Origin of the sequence: [Borrelia] finlandensis, assembly GCF_030438365.2 — a bacterium.
Taxonomy (GTDB): Bacteria; Spirochaetota; Spirochaetia; order Borreliales; family Borreliaceae; genus Borreliella; species Borreliella finlandensis.
Map to the genome: position 1 here is coordinate 352,643 of NZ_CP124070.1, position 17,590 is coordinate 370,232.

At 26.5% G+C, this 17,590-nt stretch carries 17 protein-coding genes; 7 read left to right on the forward strand and 10 right to left on the reverse strand.

The window, feature by feature from the left end:
- Both QIA19_RS02245 and QIA19_RS02250 read right to left on the reverse strand, forming a co-directional pair.
- Positions 1-1,200, reverse strand: coding sequence for a BB_0345 family helix-turn-helix protein (locus tag QIA19_RS02245; RefSeq protein ID WP_301365520.1), 1,200 nt, complete (start codon positions 1,198-1,200; stop codon positions 1-3).
- Positions 1,201-1,211: 11 nt separating this feature from the next.
- The gene (locus QIA19_RS02250; RefSeq protein WP_301365521.1) at positions 1,212-1,862 is read right to left on the reverse strand and encodes a LolA family protein; all 651 of its coding nucleotides are present in this window, start codon (positions 1,860-1,862) and stop codon (positions 1,212-1,214) included.
- Between the two features lie 192 nt (positions 1,863-2,054).
- On the opposite strand from QIA19_RS02250, the gene QIA19_RS02255 reads away from it, so the two are divergent.
- The 3 genes from QIA19_RS02255 (at position 2,055) to amrB (ending at position 5,759) form a co-directional block, all read left to right on the forward strand.
- On the forward strand, positions 2,055-3,470 hold the full coding sequence (locus tag QIA19_RS02255) for an NFACT RNA binding domain-containing protein (RefSeq protein WP_301365522.1): 1,416 nt from the start codon (positions 2,055-2,057) through the stop codon (positions 3,468-3,470).
- 97 nt (positions 3,471-3,567) lie between these two features.
- Positions 3,568-5,001, forward strand: a complete 1,434-nt coding sequence (gene pyk / locus QIA19_RS02260; RefSeq protein ID WP_301365523.1) for a pyruvate kinase — start codon at positions 3,568-3,570, stop codon at positions 4,999-5,001.
- 17 nt (positions 5,002-5,018) lie between these two features.
- Positions 5,019-5,759 carry an AmmeMemoRadiSam system protein B gene (gene amrB, locus QIA19_RS02265; protein ID WP_301365524.1) on the forward strand — a complete coding sequence of 247 codons (741 nt, stop codon included), beginning with the start codon at positions 5,019-5,021 and terminating at the stop codon, positions 5,757-5,759.
- Positions 5,760-5,777: 18 nt separating this feature from the next.
- Here amrB and rpmB read toward each other — a convergent pair whose 3' ends face one another.
- Together rpmB and QIA19_RS02275 are read right to left on the reverse strand one after the other, a co-directional pair.
- Complete coding sequence (gene rpmB / locus QIA19_RS02270) at positions 5,778-6,056, reverse strand: 50S ribosomal protein L28 (RefSeq protein WP_002556947.1); 279 nt, start codon at positions 6,054-6,056, stop codon at positions 5,778-5,780.
- 17 nt (positions 6,057-6,073) lie between these two features.
- Positions 6,074-7,639 (reverse strand): hypothetical protein, encoded by a 1,566-nt coding sequence (locus tag QIA19_RS02275; RefSeq protein WP_301365525.1) that lies wholly within the window; start codon positions 7,637-7,639, stop codon positions 6,074-6,076.
- A 109-nt stretch (positions 7,640-7,748) separates the two neighbouring features.
- Between QIA19_RS02275 and QIA19_RS02280 the strand changes: the two genes are divergently transcribed.
- A complete protein-coding gene (locus tag QIA19_RS02280) occupies positions 7,749-8,882 on the forward strand; it encodes a hypothetical protein (RefSeq protein ID WP_301365526.1) in 1,134 nt (377 codons plus the stop codon).
- Here QIA19_RS02280 and QIA19_RS02285 read toward each other — a convergent pair.
- From QIA19_RS02285 to QIA19_RS02310, 6 genes are read right to left on the reverse strand one after another with little or no spacing between them, the layout of a single operon-like run.
- Positions 8,879-10,678, reverse strand: a complete 1,800-nt coding sequence (locus tag QIA19_RS02285; protein WP_301365527.1) for a hypothetical protein — start codon at positions 10,676-10,678, stop codon at positions 8,879-8,881. The two genes, QIA19_RS02280 and QIA19_RS02285, sit on opposite strands and share 4 nt — an antisense overlap.
- A 12-nt stretch (positions 10,679-10,690) precedes the next feature.
- A complete protein-coding gene (locus tag QIA19_RS02290) occupies positions 10,691-11,641 on the reverse strand; it encodes a hypothetical protein (protein ID WP_301365528.1) in 951 nt (316 codons plus the stop codon).
- Between the two features lie 34 nt (positions 11,642-11,675).
- On the reverse strand, positions 11,676-12,164 hold the full coding sequence (locus tag QIA19_RS02295) for a CarD family transcriptional regulator (RefSeq protein ID WP_301365529.1): 489 nt from the start codon (positions 12,162-12,164) through the stop codon (positions 11,676-11,678).
- A 39-nt stretch (positions 12,165-12,203) separates the two neighbouring features.
- On the reverse strand, positions 12,204-12,797 hold the full coding sequence (locus QIA19_RS02300; RefSeq protein WP_301365530.1) for a hypothetical protein: 594 nt from the start codon (positions 12,795-12,797) through the stop codon (positions 12,204-12,206).
- Positions 12,790-13,521: a 16S rRNA (uracil(1498)-N(3))-methyltransferase gene (locus QIA19_RS02305; RefSeq protein WP_301365531.1), complete on the reverse strand. Its 732-nt coding sequence runs from the start codon at positions 13,519-13,521 to the stop codon at positions 12,790-12,792. The genes QIA19_RS02300 and QIA19_RS02305 overlap by 8 nt, the downstream gene beginning before the upstream one ends.
- A 3-nt stretch (positions 13,522-13,524) precedes the next feature.
- A complete protein-coding gene (locus QIA19_RS02310) occupies positions 13,525-14,952 on the reverse strand; it encodes a S41 family peptidase (RefSeq protein ID WP_301365532.1) in 1,428 nt (475 codons plus the stop codon).
- A gap of 64 nt (positions 14,953-15,016) precedes the next feature.
- Between QIA19_RS02310 and QIA19_RS02315 the strand changes: the two genes are divergently transcribed.
- From QIA19_RS02315 to lgt, 3 genes are read left to right on the forward strand one after another with little or no spacing between them, the layout of a single operon-like run.
- Entirely contained in the window at positions 15,017-15,442 is a 426-nt protein-coding gene (locus QIA19_RS02315; protein ID WP_363322310.1) for a hypothetical protein, read from the forward strand.
- 3 nt (positions 15,443-15,445) lie between these two features.
- On the forward strand, positions 15,446-16,588 hold the full coding sequence (locus tag QIA19_RS02320; RefSeq protein ID WP_002556956.1) for a MinD/ParA family protein: 1,143 nt from the start codon (positions 15,446-15,448) through the stop codon (positions 16,586-16,588).
- Entirely contained in the window at positions 16,588-17,574 is a 987-nt protein-coding gene (gene lgt, locus QIA19_RS02325; protein WP_301365533.1) for a prolipoprotein diacylglyceryl transferase, read from the forward strand. The genes QIA19_RS02320 and lgt overlap by 1 nt, the downstream gene beginning before the upstream one ends.
- The last annotated feature ends 16 nt before the right edge of the window (positions 17,575-17,590 follow it).

Consider the following 17,590-nt stretch of genomic DNA (forward strand, 5'->3'; position numbering starts at 1 on the left):
CTAATAAACTTCAGAAACCTTAAGATCAAACCCTGAGGGGGTCTTTACCCAAAAAAATTGAACAGCAAAAATTTCTTTTCCCTGCTCTTTTAAAAAAGGAGTAATGTCTCTGTCATTAAGAATGATATTAACATCAGAAAGTCTTGAAAAAAATAGTATCAAAGATTTTTCAAAAGCTAAATTAATAGGAATACCTTTGGATGCAAAAAGAGACTTGCCATAAAGATTGTTTTCATCGGCATATCTAAAAAATGTATCATTTAGAAAATCGATTTTCAAATCAACATTTGAAAGTTTTTGAGAAGAATATAGGGTAAGATAATTGCTGCTCGGCAATTTTTCAGTTCCCTTAACATCAAACTGCCAATTTAAAATATTAAATCTATTGTCAATATTAGTTTCAGATACATATTTAACATTTAAGGCAAAAGACTCTAAACTTACATGAGCTATTTTCAACTTATCATAATAATAATTCTCATAAATAATTTTGACTCTAATATTATCATCAAGATTTATCTCTTTAAACTCTCCTAAATTTAAAATATTCTTACTTTTTTTAAACTCATCAACAATAACTAAATCATCGCCAATAAACGATGCTCTATATTTTGCAATATCATCACTATACGTTAAAGATAAAAAATCTCCCTCTTTAAGAGAAACGTTCCAAAAATTCTTTTTATCAAAAGACACTTCATGAATATTTGAAATTATCTTTTCATCCTGGCTAAGATTGAAAAATTTTTTAAAATAGCCTTCCACTTCTCTAAAATATACAAACACAAATAATAATAAAAGAACACCAACAATGCCTAAAAAGACTTTAAAAATACTTAAAGACTCTAAACTAAAAAAAAACAATTTTTTTTCTGAAACTTTATTGTCGCTTAAAAACCCTAAATTTGAAATTTTATCTTCAGATTTAATCCCAATATAACTATTATTAAGTCTACTTTTATAATCCTTAAAAAGTGTTGATATCAATCTAGAATCAATGTCTAAATATTCGCTATAAGTTCTTAAAAATCCAACAGCCAAAACTTCGTTTGGGAAAATTTCAATATTAGAATCTTCAAGGGCCTTAAGATACTTAATAGAAATTTTAATATCCTCAGCTACCATTTCAAGAGTAAAATTTTTACTATCTCTAACTTTTCTCAAGTAACTCCCAAATTTAATAAAATCATTTTCTTCCATAGATTTAAACCTTAATTTTTTTTAATATCATATAAAAAATTGTCTACCTTATTTGAAGATTTTGGAGGATCATATTTAAATTTGCTATCAAGAATTCCAACATTGAACTTCACAGCAGTCAAATCAATAACTATTTCGCGCCCACCACTAGTAGGAAAAGCAGTAATTCTTCTAATTATTCCATCCGGAGCAAAAGCAATAATAAAAGAATTAATAGTAGCAGCCCCCTTGTAAAGCTTTCTAGAAAAAGTTAATTTAATATATTTTCCAGGCTCAGATGAATCGAGATCTTCTAAATTTGGAGAATTGGTATAAGATACGCTGTACTCACTATTTAAAACTTTCATAAGACCTCCTCCACTACTACCCTTTAATAATTGCTGATTAAAAGAAGTCCCAAGAGATGGAACATAAACTGTCAAAAATTCACCATCACTTACAAAAACTTGATTATTTGAATCTAAATTAATAATAAACTTGTCTGGAAACTTATAAAGCAAAACACCTGTTTGCTTTAACCCCTTTAAAGTAAAATTAATTGTTGCTTGCATATCCTCTATATTTTGATATTTAGCATAAATTCCTTCAAAATATTGATTTGCAGATATTTGAGAAAACACAGCAACAGGATACAAAACTAATAAAAGCATTGTTTTTATCATTCTATGAACTCTTATTATTAAGCTTAAGCTATTAACAAAACTACATTTAAACTATTTATTGTCAATAAACTTTATTTCCATAATACTACATATCATGGAAATAAACTATTATTAATAGTACTAGTTTAATACATAAAATAAAAATTTAAAGCTTGGGTATAAACACCTTGAAAGAATTAGGATTTGATAAAAATGTCTTTGAATTACACTGAAATAAATACTTTAATTAAAGAAATTCCTTTCACAAACTCTTTAATAACAAAAATAATACAACCAGATTACAAGAGTTTAATTTTAGAGATTTACAATAAAATTGACAATAAAAAATTTAAAATACTAATCTGCTTAAATCCAAACACTACAAGATTCCATATAACAAAAAAAAATTTCAAAAAGAATGCTTTAAAATTAAGATTTTCTGACTTCTTAAAATCAAAAATTCAAAATGGAAAAATTATAAAAGCTTTCCAAATGAAAAATGAAAGAATCATTTCTCTTGAGATTTTACAAAAGGACATAATTATCTTATTTATTAAATTGTGGCCATCCTCGCCCAATATAATAGCTACAAATTCAAACTTTAAAATACTAGATGCATATTACAGAAGGCCAAAAATAAAAGAAACAACAGGTGAAATCTTTTTAAAAGCCAAAGAAATACATGAAAGCAATAAAATGTCTGATAAAAAAATTATGGGACTAAAGGAAGAATATAATAATACTAGCTATACATCTTATTCTGAATTTCTTGAAAATTACTACGAATCGCTTAATGATCAAATTAAAAAAAACAATACAAAAGAATTGCTTATTGAAAAATATAAAAAAGAGTTAATTGTTTTAGAAAAAAGAATAGACTCTTTAAAACAACAAATTAAACTGCTTGAAAACATTGAAAACGAAAAGGAAAAAGGCGAATTGATTTTATTAAATATTAATAAAATACAAAAAGGGATTAAAAAAATAAACCTATTAAATTATAAAGAAGAAAAAATTAAAATATCCTTAAACCAATCATTATCACCAAAAGAAAATGCCTTACAATATTTTAAAGCATATAAAAAGGGTAAAAATTCTTTTAAAACCATACAAAATCAATTAAAAGATAATCTAGATAAATTTAATTTAATTCAATCAAAAATAACAATGTTAAAAGTCGAAAATTTAATTCCGGAAGAAGAATATAATAAAGAAAAAACTGCTAAAGAAAAAGAAAAAACGCCAAAAATAGGCTTGCATTTTACCTATTGTGGATTTGAAATTCTTATTGGAAGACACGCAAAAGAAAACGATGAACTTTTAAGACATTGCGTTAAAGGAAATGACTATTGGCTTCATACAAGAGATTATCCTGGAGCTTATGTTTTTATTAAAAATCAAAAAAATAAAACTCCTAGCCTTGATGTCCTTTTGAGTGCTGGTAATTTATGCGTATTTTACACAAAATTAGCAAAAAAATCGGGAAAAGCCGATCTTTACTATACTCAAGTTAAAAATTTAAGAAGAGTTAAAAATAAAAAGCTGGGCCTTGTAATTCCAAAAGCAGAAAAAAATTTACATATTAAGCTAGATGAAAATCTAATAAAAAAAATAAAAAATCAAACCTAAACACTGCTTATAACAAAGTAAAGTTTTGAATTTTTTGCAAAATATTGTTATTCAATGACAAAAAGCATAAAATTTATAAAAGTGGAGGAAGAACTTTATGATTTCAAAGTTAACAAAAATTGTAGCAACAATATCTGATCTTAGATGCGAACCAGAACATATAAAAGATTTGCACGATGCGGGGGTAAATGTTATAAGGCTAAATACTGCCCATCAATCACACGAAGATACAATAAAAGTAATAGACAATGTTAGAAAAATTTCAAATAAAATAGCTTTAATGATTGATACAAAAGGACCAGAAGTTAGAACAGCAAATATTGAAAATCCTATTATTGTAAAAACTGGAGACAAGGTAATCATTTCAACCTCGCCTATTAATGAGCCTAATAACTTTCAAACCAATTATGATGGATTTGTTAAAGAAGTACCCCAAGGATCTAAAGTGCTAATTGATGACGGTGAGCTTGAAATGACTGTTGTTACCAAATTGCCTGACAGATTAATTTGTGAAATTAAAAATGACGGCCAAATTAAAAATAAAAAATCAATCAACACCCCCGGAATTTCTCTTAAGCTACAATCAGTAACCGAAAAAGACAAAGGATTTATTGAGCTTGCAGCAAAATATAATGTTGATTTTATTGCCCATTCGTTTGTAAGACATTCCAAAGACGTTCAAGATGTTCAAGAAATTTTAACTGCCTCTGGAAATCCTGATGTAAAAATTATATCCAAAATCGAAAATCAAGAAGGAATTGATAACATTGAAGAAATTGCAAAAGCTTCTTACGGAATAATGGTTGCAAGGGGAGACATGGGAGTTGAAATTCCTGCAGAAGATGTACCCATTGCTCAACTCAAAATAACACAAACCTGCATAAAGTATGGAATACCCGTGATTACAGCAACTCAAATGCTTCATACAATGATTGAAAATCCAAGACCTACTAGAGCAGAGGTGTCTGACATCGCTAACGCTATTTTAAACGGCACAGACGCAATTATGTTATCCGGAGAAACCGCCTACGGGAAATATCCAATTGAAGCTGTAAAAATGATGACAAGCATTGCTAAAAAAGTTGAAAAACACAGAAAAATGACCTTATATAAGGATGAACTTTTTTACGATAAAAGCATCACAAGAAACTATATTATCAAATGTGCAATTGATGCCACAAAACTTATGGACGTAAAAGCAATTATTGTAGATTCTCTAAAAGGTAAAACCGCAAGAATAATGGCAACCTACAGAGCAAGTGTTCCATTATTCATTACAACAAATAGCGAGAGACTAGCAAGAGAATTAGCATTATCTTACGGAGTTTATTCTAATCTTGTAGACAATAATTTCAAAAGAACTACCGAATTTGTAGTAACTTCTCTTAAAATGTTAAAAGAACAAGGTATTGTTAATGACAAAGATACTGTAATAATTATTTCTGGAAATCCAAATAGAAATATTGAAAAAGGAACAGAATTTATGGAAATAAACACAGTAGAAGATGCAATCAAAGGACGAAATATATAAAGCAAGCTAGAAACTCCTTGGTTGAAAACATATTTTATTTAAATAATACAAACGACTTGTCATTTAAGTTGGAAGAAAAAAAAACTCACAAAGCCCTCCTAACAAGTTATGGAAGCTATGAGTTTTTTTTAAAAAATGAATGCTTGTTTAAAAAAATAATATCAAATCAAACTAATAATGTATTTATAATCTCTGAAGCCAAAAGCAATTTTTTAATTAATATATCTAATCACAATGTGTGGAAAATTTTTAATAAAAATATTAAAGTAAACCTAAAGATATTAAAATCATTAAAAACCTTAAATTTTATTAATATAGACGATAAATTAATCGAAAATGATCATAAAATTGAAATTACATTGAATTTTATTAGCAACATAAAGGAAAACATAAAAATAATTCCAATAATTTTTGGAAAAACTTGCAATAAACATTTACTAAAATTTTGCGAGTTTTTAAAACCTTTTATAAACAGAGAAGAAAATTCATTTATTTTGCTATCTTGCTTTATTTCAAAATCTACAAATATAAAAAAAGCCTTAAAGCTTGAAGAAAATTTAAAGCATATCCTTCTTGAAGAAGAATTGCCTAATCTTAACCTAATACTAGAAAACTATAAATCAAAAAAAATATTTCCGGAAAATATAAATGCGATCATGACCATTTCAAGCCTTTTTAAACATTTCGAATTTACAGACTCAAAAATAACATTTAACTCCCCAGAATACTTAATATCAAGCAGTATTCTAATAAGATAAAATTATCAAAATTAAAATTTATAAAAAGTTTTCTATTTTTTTGCAGTTTTTCTTTAAAAAAGCATCAAGCCCTATCTTTGAAATACTTCTTAGCGCATTAGCAGAAACTTTAATGCTAACACTTCTTCCAAGATTTGGAATAAAAAATTTTTTATTTATTAAATTAACCTTAAAGGTTCTTTTGGTTTTTACTCCAATATGTTGTCCAGCTCCACCTTTTTTCTTGGCAAGCCCCTTCCTTGGAACATTGTTTCCAAACATAGTTTTTTTCCCTGTTATCTCACACTTCCTAGCCATTTTAACACTCCTTCAAATTAAGACTTTTTTTCCAAATATAAATCCATTAACTTTAAAAATAAAGCTAAACTACCCAAAATATTTTTCATTATACCTCCAAAGTTTAAATTGTTTCCATAGCTTTTAGCAAGATCCATATCAAGCTCTTTCCAATTATAAATCAGCTCTCTTTCCAAAGAGACTTTTGAATAGTCTGAAAGACAATCTTGCAAACGCTGCTCAATAGAATATATTTTGGAATAATATTCGCTTGATATAGTAAACGCCTTTTTATTAACATCTGCTATTATATTTAACAACAATTTCTCCGAAGATTTATCCCCCAAAGAAGCTCTGTGCAATAATGCATTTATTCTATTGCCATAACCGCCTTGTTCCCCCAAATTAGAATCAAAATCAATAAGACTTGCATAAATATTAATCAAAGCATGCATGTCGTTAGACATTTCTCTTGAAAGCTCTATAAGCTTCCATTGTCCTTTAATAATAAGCAAATTAATAATATCATTAAGATCTTTTTTAACAAAATAAATAGTATATGTTCTCAAATAAACTAAAAGTTCGCAATAAATATAACCCGTAGTGCTCATAATTTTAGATACAATCTTTTCATTCATTTTTTCATTATAATTATCCAAATTTAAAAAAGATATTCCTGGGAAAAGCTGTTCGGCTAATATTTTAGATTTATTATTTTTTTGCAAAACTTTAATCTTTTCAATTTCAGTGGCAACATGCTTGGTAAGATCATTAAAAAATATTCTTGCTATTGGATTGGGTTTTTGCCCAACAGAAATAGGGAAATAATCTGGATCCCCGCTAACATATCTTATTAGATATAAAATTTCTTTACCCTTATTTATATCCAAAATAGAAGAAATAATCTTAATCCAGACATTAGACTTAATAGGAAAATCTTCTTTATTTCCATAAATTTCTAAAATAATGTCATAAAGGTTTTTCCAAATAGAAATATTCTTAATGCAAGAAATACATTCTAACAAATCTTTAAGATCATCTATAATAACTCCACAACCTATAGAGCTGAATCTAGGCCTATACACAAAATCATCTTCTGGAAGTAAGTTGTCAAAATTTTTAAGAACCAAATGATATTGATATAAGACTAAATCAAAAAAATTATGCAAAGCTTCATAAGTTTCATCTATCAATTTAATTTGCTCTTGAGTTATGTTTTTAAACAAATAAGATAAATTATTATGTAAATTTTTAGGAAGATCTGAAGCAAAATTTATGTTATCGCTTGCAGAAAAAGAATAAATATAATCTAAAGACTTCTTCTGGCTTTCATTTAAGTATTTTTCAACAACAAAATGAACAATTTTATTAGAATTTTTATATCTTTGCGCAAATGGCCTTAAGGGAGAAAAAATTTTATAAAAATTATAAAGAAATCTAGAAAATTGAGGTAAAGCCTGAATTTTTGAAGCATTAAAAAAATTACTTACTCTGCCCAAACTAACTTTAACTTCTTTTAACCTTTTTTGCTTTATTTGCTCAGAAGTAAGTTCTTTATTAATACTAAACATAGAAAGTATAAAATCAAATAAACCCAAATTCATCATCCCCCTAAAAGCTCTTAAGCCGCCTTACTCTAATTTCCAATTAAGCATGGAAATTAATATAACTATAAAAATTATACATAATTTATTGTAAAATAAAAGAAAAAACTTGAATAATTTTATGATAATAAAAAATTTAATACTAACAGCAATTTTATTAATTAGCCCTAGCTGTTCAACAAATAAGAACATCGTTGTACTAACTGACAATAAAACAATACCATTTTATATAAATCAATTTAATATAGAAAATAAAGCAAATTTTATAATTAAGTTTAGAAATAATATTGACCTGCAAACAATAGGAAAAGAAAATGCACAAATAATTATTTCTAAAAACATTGGTAACACAAATATTGCCAACCATTTTAAATCTGTAAAAATCAATTACAATCCAGATTATCCCATCTTAAAGCATATTTTCAAGCAATTTAACTACAAAATTATTCCATTGGGCTTTGACATTCCTATTTTAATCTATAAAAATACACATCATATTAAAAAATACATAAACACTAAATATTTAAAAGAAAAATACGAAAATTTCATTAAAGATGGAAAATTTTTTATATCGCCTTATGTTTCTGAAAATTTATTTTATGTGATTTCTCAAATAAATAATGTGAGATTTTCTTTTGAAAAAAATAAATTAAATTATAATGAGAATCAAATTTTAAAAATGCTAGAATATTTCTCATCATTTTTAAATACAAAACAAATGGACTTGCAAAAAGATTTCTTTAATAAATACGGCTACTTAAAGTTAAATAAAATATTACTTAATAAAAAATCTCTTTTAATAGCAGGATTGAGCGATATAACCTTCTACAATAGCTTAAGCGAACAAGAGAAGTCACAAATAAAATTTTCTTATTTAATAAACGATAACAATGAAATTGTTATCTCAAACCCAAATTTTATTGGCATTTTAGAAACATCTGTTTTAACTAAAAAATTTATCAACTGGATATTGGATAAAAAAACCCAAAAAACCCTAATTGGATTTAACAATCAATCCCAATCAAATATATGTTTTGGATTTGCCGATGGCTTTACTCCTTACAAAGAATTAAATCTAAAAATAAAACATTCAATTGATGGAATATCTCCTTTTATTATTGACGAAACTCAAATCAATAGCCATTCCTATGTATTAAGCAAAAAAACAATTGGAAAAGAAAACTTACTAATAAATGAATGGTTTTTCTCTAAAGCTAATAATCTAAAAAAAAATAAAAATTAAATATGTTTTTCCTTGTAATTCAAAGTAATTATTTTAAAAATAAGAAAAAACAATAATGCAGAAAGAATAGCTAAAGATACGTACACGCCATTAAAAACATATATAAGAAGAGAGGTAAAAACAATTAGAAAATAATTTACAAAAAGACAAGTAATCCCTGAGAAAATAGCTATCATTAATGAAACTAGAAAAATCATAGCCTTGGAATTGAAATTAAATTCTATTTTAGAAAACAAAGAAATAAAAAATGCCCCTATTAAAACTAGCGAAATAGGAGAAATCAGTAAAACCAAACTTAAGGAAAAAGTATTAATTAATTTCAAATTTAATATAGCAACCCTATGAAAAGCGCTTGGCAAATTTTGAATTTTCAAAAAAAATCCAAACTCAGTAAAATTTGAAAATAAAGCTAAATTTTCTACATTCTCATTAATTTTGACAACCTCTAAAACATTTGTATCAAAGCTATCCGTAGACACAAAGACCTTTGTAAGAGTAATTTCGCTCTGCTCATTGTCTTTATCTAAAACATTTTGATACACAGAATTACCCTTCAAAGTAGCAAATGGAATTTTAATATGTAATATAACATTCCCTGTATTATTAAATCTAATAAGTTCAAAATTTTTTATTATTTTAGAATGATTGTTAAAGGCGACAACTTTTTGCATGTAAATATAATCATAAAAACCTCTCTTAGAATCTGGTTGCAGTAAAAATACATCGTTTATTCCGTAATATTCAAAATATTTTTCAATCTCATCAAAAAAAAGATATCTTTTCCTAAGCTTTTCAAGAGATTTATTTTTATAATTCAAAATTTCATTATCACTGGGCAATAACTTATGAAGATTCGAAAACCCGTAATAAGCTAATTTAAATTTTTCAGTATTAAGAAACAAAAAATTTTTTTGTTTTTCTTCGGAAATCAACTGCATTTTTTCTTTTTCAAAATTCCTGTTTTCATTAATAAACTTTAAAGTCAAATTTAAAAGCACAACAAAATTATCGTCTTTTGTTGCAACATAAGCAATATAAGCAAAATAATTGGCTGTATAATAATCATTTTGAGAAATAAATTCATTGACAATATTAAAAAAATCTTGCTTTTTAAGACTTTGTAAAGGATATTTTGAAAAAGTTTTTTTAACCTTTTCTAAATCAACGTCATAACTTGGAATTTTACTATATTCAGATTTCACTAAATAATAATTTGTTAAAAGCTCTTCATTATTTACATAAATAATTCGCATTTTATCATATATTCTAATCAAATTTTCAAGATGCTTTCTCTTTTGCTTCATTGAATCTGCCAAATCAGAAGATAAAAAAAATCTATTTGCAGACAAACTTATATCTATATGTTTGATTTTAAGAGATATTTCATTTGCTTCACTTTCAAGAAGATTATATCTGTCGTAACTAAACTTATACTCATTTCTCTGAGCAATTATATAAGGCAAAATTAAATTAAATATAAAAGTAAAAAAGAGTCCTATAATAAAAAATAATAGTAAAAATGCATAAAGCCTAGAAAATAAATATCCATTATGCGATTTTAAATAAATCTTTATTTCTTGCTGAACAAAAAAAGCAAAGTAAATGCAAACAATAAAAATAAAAAACCCAAAAAAATACTTATAAAAAAGCAAAATAGAATCAAAAAAAGTTGCTATTAACTTATGCTTTTCTAAAAAATTTTCTCCAAAAAAATATGAATAACTAAAGAGCAAACCCAGAAAAAAACACATAAAAATAATAAAATTGCTCAAAAATGCATATATTTCTCTTTTCATAAGCCTTAAGAATTAACTACCCTTATATAAATTATTATCCAAATCTTTGCTGATTTTAATATATTCTGAAACAAAACCAAATAAATAGGTAGAAAAAAAAGTTAAAACACAAAAAATAAAAGGAATAAAATCAGAGATCATACTCTTTCCTATTATTACATTGTAAATCTTGGGAAACTCAATCGAATAGACATTATAAATTTTTAAAAAAAATATAATAAAAATAGGATAAAGAAATATTGCAAAACTATTTGAAAAAATAAGATTAAAAACATAAGAAAAAGCAAATAACAATAAAGAAATTCCCAATATATTAAAAATTAAATTTAAATAATTTAGCGAGAGTAGAAAATTATTTAAAATTTTTAAATCTCTGAAAAGAAAATCAACAAAATTATTATAAATCTTTTGCTCTAAAAAATTATTCTCAACAAAATCAATCTTACTAGAATTAGAAATATTTGATTGGCAAGAAAAACCTTTATCCCCTTTGTCATTCTCTGAAACGATTAAAGCTCCATTAAAACCATAAAATCTAGGCCTATTGCTAGAAAATATTATCCCACCATTTAAAAAATGCACAACCTCATCTTTAAGGATAAAATTATCATTTCTATTGCTATTAATATAGTAAGAATGAAAACTATGACTAACTAAAAATCCTAAATAAGAAAACAATAAAATAAGAACAAAGATAATACAATAAAAATAGAAAGACTCTCTAGATGAATTTAAAACTATTCCATAAAAGGGACAAGATATTCTCATAAAAGTAACAACAAGGGACAAAGGAAAAGAATAAATATAAGCATTGTAATAAATACTATAGCTAAAAATAGAAAAATTAAAATACAAAAACTTATATTTTAAATAAAATGTACATATAAACATTAAAGAAAAAAGGCAAAATATTAAGATAAACCTACAAATTATTAAAAAGATAAATCTTAAAGAATCAAACACAGCAAATCCTCCCCCCTCGAAAATTGAAAAAACTTTAAGCCCTTTTGTTATCGACCAAAATATTTTTAATCTTCTTCTTAGCCTCTTCAAAGCTAATTTGCAAAGCTAAGCTAATCTCGTGCTCCAATATTAACTCAAAATCATTCAAAATCCTTTTTTCGTAAAAAGGAAGTTCTTTTTGGGTAGATTTTTTATATAAAAACTTATATAACTTTGCTGTATCTAAAATATCGCTTTTTTTATAAAATTCATGGCCACCATCTTTTATTTTTTTTGAATCTATTTGACCTTCAAACTCTTTAATAATATCAAAAACTTCTTCTACCTTTTCCCTGCTAACCAAAGCTCTAATTCCAAAATCATCAACTTTAGCAACAGGAACCATAAAAATCATATCATTAAATGGAAAATGTATTTCATAATAATCAATAATCTCACCATTAAACTCTTTGGTCCTAATATCCTTAATCGTCCCTACTCCATGCATTGGATAAACTACTGATTGATTTAGCAAAAATGCCATACTTACCTCATAAAATATAGATAGTTAAAATTTAAAAGTTCATAAAAAAACGCTTAAATTGGTTCTAATATTAAATTTATTTTCATAAAATAAATTTTCAAGATGTCTATCATTACAAAAGCTTATTATTACACTAGGAGTAAGTTTATTAATATTTGCAAAAAACATTTCTTTATTTCTCTTTACAGCTTTTAAATCATAATACCCAATAAAACTAATTTCTTTATGAGATTCTTTCAATCTTAAAAATTTTTTCTTTGAAATCACTTTATCCTTGTCAATAATATAACATGTTTTATGGGCATTTTCTAGTATTTCCATTAAAATGAGAAGAACTGTATTTGAATCATAACAATCAATATTAACTCTTTTAAAAATCTTATAAAAAAATCTTACAATCTTAGAATTTAAAAAAACAAGAGAAGAATTTTTAATATGATTTCTAAACTTTTTAAAAATCAAAGCCTTTAGAAAAGCTTTAAGCCCGATAAAAATTACTATTGAATGATAAGGATGCCCTGAAAGATACACAAATCTGCTTATAAGCTTGCTACGACTATCAAAAACATCTATAGGCACACCTAAAAAATAAAATCTGTCTGGTTTTGAATATATGTCTTTTAAATTAGCCATTATAATCCTCTAACAATGCCTTAAAATAAGCAAGCGAATAAATAATAGCCGTATCTGCTCGTAAAATTGGAGTGTTAAACCTTATAAAATTAAAGCCTTTCTCCTTGAAAAAGACAATTTCGGGCTCCGAAAAGCATCCTTCAGGACCTATTATAATTCCAATTTTGCCAAAATTGTCAAAACTTCCATTCTTGCTTAAAAGCATTCCGCTTGGATGAGCAACATAATATCTGGTAGTACAAAAAGAATAAGGTAAATAAAAAAAATTATTATAAAAATTAACTTTAGGAACAATTTTATTACCACTTTGCTTTAAGGCCTCATCTATTATTTTTGAAAATCTTAAAATTTTGGCAGGTGCATTGTTTATATCTATTTTCGATACAGAACGATCCGCATTAATAATATTGATTTCTGAAACTCCAATCTCAACAACCTGTCTTAACACCAAATCTATTTTTCTGCCCTTTAAACTAGAAATAAAAATACTTATCTCAAAATTATTTTTTTCAATTTTATCTATTTTATTGGTAGTAAACTTAATAAAATTACTACCAATCTTTACTATTTCTGAGGCCCTTAATTCTTTATCTTTTAAAAGAATGTTCAGCTTATCACCCTTTTTAATTCGTCTTACATTAACAAGATGGTGATATATTTTTGCATCTTTAACAATAATAAAATCACCTGCTAAACAATTCTCATCCAAAACAATTTGCTTCACAATTTAATTACCTAATTTAGACAAATACTCACAAGCTGTTTTTAAAACTTTGTCATAATGTAGATTATAAATTGGCAATTCTTTATTATTGTCCTGATAGTAATTAAAAAACACATACTTGCCTAAAAATTCTTTATCAATTTTATATTTTGGATTTTCTTTTACAAGATTCTCAACAAAAAAATCAATCTCTTGTTCGGTAATGGATTTTTTACCCTTCAAAAAATCTTCTATCAGCTTTTTATCAAAAATTTCTTTATATATTAATGCTTCCTCCTCAGAAAAATCTGGAGATTTTATTTCCAAATCAGGCTCAATTCCAACCTTATGAATACTCTTTCCAGATGGAGTATAATACTTTGAGCTTGTAATTTTAAATCCACCAGTATAAAAAGGAACTACATGCTGAATAAGCCCCTTGCCATAAGACTTTTCCCCTATAATGTATGCTCTCTTATTGTCTTTTAAGGCTCCTACAAAAACCTCTGATGCTGAGGCTGATGATCTGTCTATTAAAGCAACAATTTTTATATCTGAAGGCAAAACTTGTTTTGAGCTTGCCTTATAATCAATAGGCTTGCTAGAATTTCTTGATTTTGTGGAAACAATAATTCCTTTAGATAAAATATCATCCGCCATTTTTATAGCTGCCTGAAAATATCCTCCAGTATTAAGCCTTAAATCTAAAATTAAAGATTTAATATTTTTATTCTTAAGATTATCTAAAGCTTTTCTAAAATCTACAGAGGTGTGTGGATTAAAACTTACTATTCTTATATAGCCAACATCTGAATTAATAACGTCATACTTGATTGTTTGTATTTCTATCTTCTCTCTTGTAAGTTCAAAATCCAATGTTAAATTTTTTCCCCTAAGAATAGATACTTTAACTTTTGTGCCTTCTTTACCTTTTAAAAGATCAACAACTTGATCTACTTCCATAGAATAAACACTCTTGCCATCAACAGCGGTAATACAATCTCCAGATTTAATTCCAGCCTTATAAGCCGGACCTCCTTCAAAAGGCGTAACAATAGAAACGCAAGCACTATTAGGATCAAAATCTTTTGCCTTGTCTTGCTTATCTTGGGAATGCATTTTTTTTATTATAGAAATTCCAATGCCAACATAATCTCCTACTGTTGTTTTTGAAATTTCTTCTAAATCTTTTTTTGTCAAATATTGAGAATAAGGATCGCCTAGGGATTGAAATATTCCTTTTAAAGCGCCTTCAAAAATTACTTCATCGCTTACAGGATCAACATAATTTTCTTTTACAAATTCAAAAGCTTGAATCATCATCTGCTCATAATTTGATCTTGATAACTTATTATTAGACTCATCAAAAGCAAAAATAGATTCAACAATTACTAAAGAGCTTATACCCAAAGTCAATAAAAAATATACACATATTAAAAATTTATTTTTCATTTATTCATTCCTAATGCAAAAATTAAAACTTGATTTTATTTCCATAATATAATATTTTAAAACTATGTTAAACTCACATCCTAAAAAAAAACAAAGCCTTTACAGAGCAGGACTTATTGTTTTACAAATTACTGAAAGCCTTTTAATCTTAGCCTTATTATACCAAGCCATTAATAAATTAATTTTCATTAATAATTACTCCATAAAGTTTATGCTAACATTTATCTTATACTCACCTGAATTTTTCATGGCCAATTTAACAATCTATTACTTTATTTACGAAAAATTCAAAATTCTTCACAGCATTATAGTAATAACTAAATTATTCCAAATAATATTAACATTAATATTATTCATCTTGGGATTTATTTTTAAAATATACGTCTATCAAACCTCTCTAGCTATACTTTTAGGAATTACAGTAGTTTACCTAGCATTTAATGTAACAATATTAGCGCTAATTAAAGCAAAAATAAAAAACCTGGAGTAAAGCTTGATTATTATTCCTGTAGCCAGTGGTAAGGGAGGAGTTGGCAAATCCCTTTTTTCAACAAACATAGCAATTTGCCTGGCAAACGAAGGAAAAAGCGTATTGCTTGTTGATCTTGATCTTGGAGCATCTAATTTGCACTCAATGTTAAACATTATACCTAAAAAAAGTATAGGAACATTTTTAAAAACAAGGATTAATTTCTCAGACATTATTATTCAATCTGGAATTAAAAATCTAAACTTCATTGCAGGAGATTCTGACATTCCAGAACTTGCTAATATAGCTGCTTCTCAAAAAAAAATCATAATAAAAAATTTAAAATCTTTAAAATATGATTACTTAGTGATTGATCTTGGAGCAGGAACAGCTTTTAATATTATAGACTTTTTTTTAATGTCAAAAAGAGGAGTAATAGTAACAACACCAACAGTAACAGCTACAATGAATGCATATTTATTTCTTAAAAATATAATATTTAGACTGTTATCAAGTGTGTTTAAAAGAGGGACAAAAGGAAATGAAATTCTCAGAACAATAAAACAAAATTCAATCGATCTTCAAAGGGTTTATATACCTAATTTGCTGTTAAAACTTGAAAGCGAAGATCCTGAAAATTATTCTAAATTTAACAAATTGTTTAAGACAATTAGCCCTTTCATGATATTTAATATGCTCAAAGCTCCCAAAGACATTGAAAAAACCGAAAAAATAATAAAATCAGCAAAAAACTATTTAAGCATAAATTTACAAAGTATTGGAGCAATCTATAAAGATGAAATAGTTGATCAGGCTTTAAACAGCAAAATACCCATCACTATATACAAACCTACAAGCTCAACTTCTAAAAGTATAAAAAAAATTGCAAAAAAATTAATCGAAATTGAAGATTTAACAAATGATGCCGAGCTTTTAAACGAAGAAGATTTAAATGAAAGTTATGATTTTGTACTAAGAGAAGCTCAAGAAGAATATATTGAAAAAATTGAATACCTTGAATCGTTGATAAAAAACAAAACAATAGAAAGTAGTGAAATTATTGATATAATAAAATCTCAGAAAAGAGAAATCGAAACCTTAAGAAAGCAAAATATGCTATTTAAAAAAAAGCTTGTTGAAAAGCTTGAAAAGGCTAAGGAGGTCTAATGCCAAATTACATAAATTACCCAAGTTGGTTGCATCCTGAAGTAATTCAAGGTATACCAATTACATGGTATAGCCTATCTTATATTTTAATCATACTAATCTCTTATAAGTTTATTTGGTATCAAATACAATCAGACAACGTTGATATCAAAAAAGAAGATTATGAAATATTTATGTTCTCACTTGTACTTGGAGCAATTTTAGGAGGCAGATTAGCATCTACCTTAGTTTACGACAAATCGGGAATTTATTATTCTAATCCCTGGCTAATCCTTTTGCCATTCGACCAGCATTGGAATTTTACAGGCTTTAGAGGCATGGCCATCCATGGTGGTTTTTTGGGGGCAATAATTGCTCCTCTAATAACAATAAATACAAAGCTCAAAAATACAAATGTTCAAAAATATTTTCTAAAACTAACAGACTATGGATCAATAGCTTTTTCTTCTGGCTACATACTTGGAAGACTTGCTAATTTCGCAAATGCAGAACTTTATGGAAGAGTAATGAAAGGGGGAATAATATTTCCCAATGCAGAACCATTTGACACAAATATACCAGGTGTAAAAGAATTTGCATCATCAGTAGGGCTTGAAATTTCGCCTCATGACCTGCTAATCAACCTTCCAAGAATACCTTCTCAACTTATTGAAGGATTTTTCGAAGGACCTGTAACTTTTCTGTTGCTATGGTTTTTATTTAAAAAAATTAAAAAATATGATGGATTTATTTTTGGTACATATGTAATGCTTTACGCTTTTTTCAGATTCTTTATTGAATATTTAAGAGAACCGGACAAAGAACTTGGATTTATAATAACCTACAAACCAATTACAAGCCTGTCCGAATTTTCTTTTTTAAACATATCAATGGGACAAATTCTCTCGCTAACGCTGATGCTCTCAGGATTAATCTGGATAATAGTCACCAAAAAAATTGGAGATAAAAAAATAAAAAACAACACCAACTTGGCATACAAAAATTAAAATAAGAGCAAGCCAA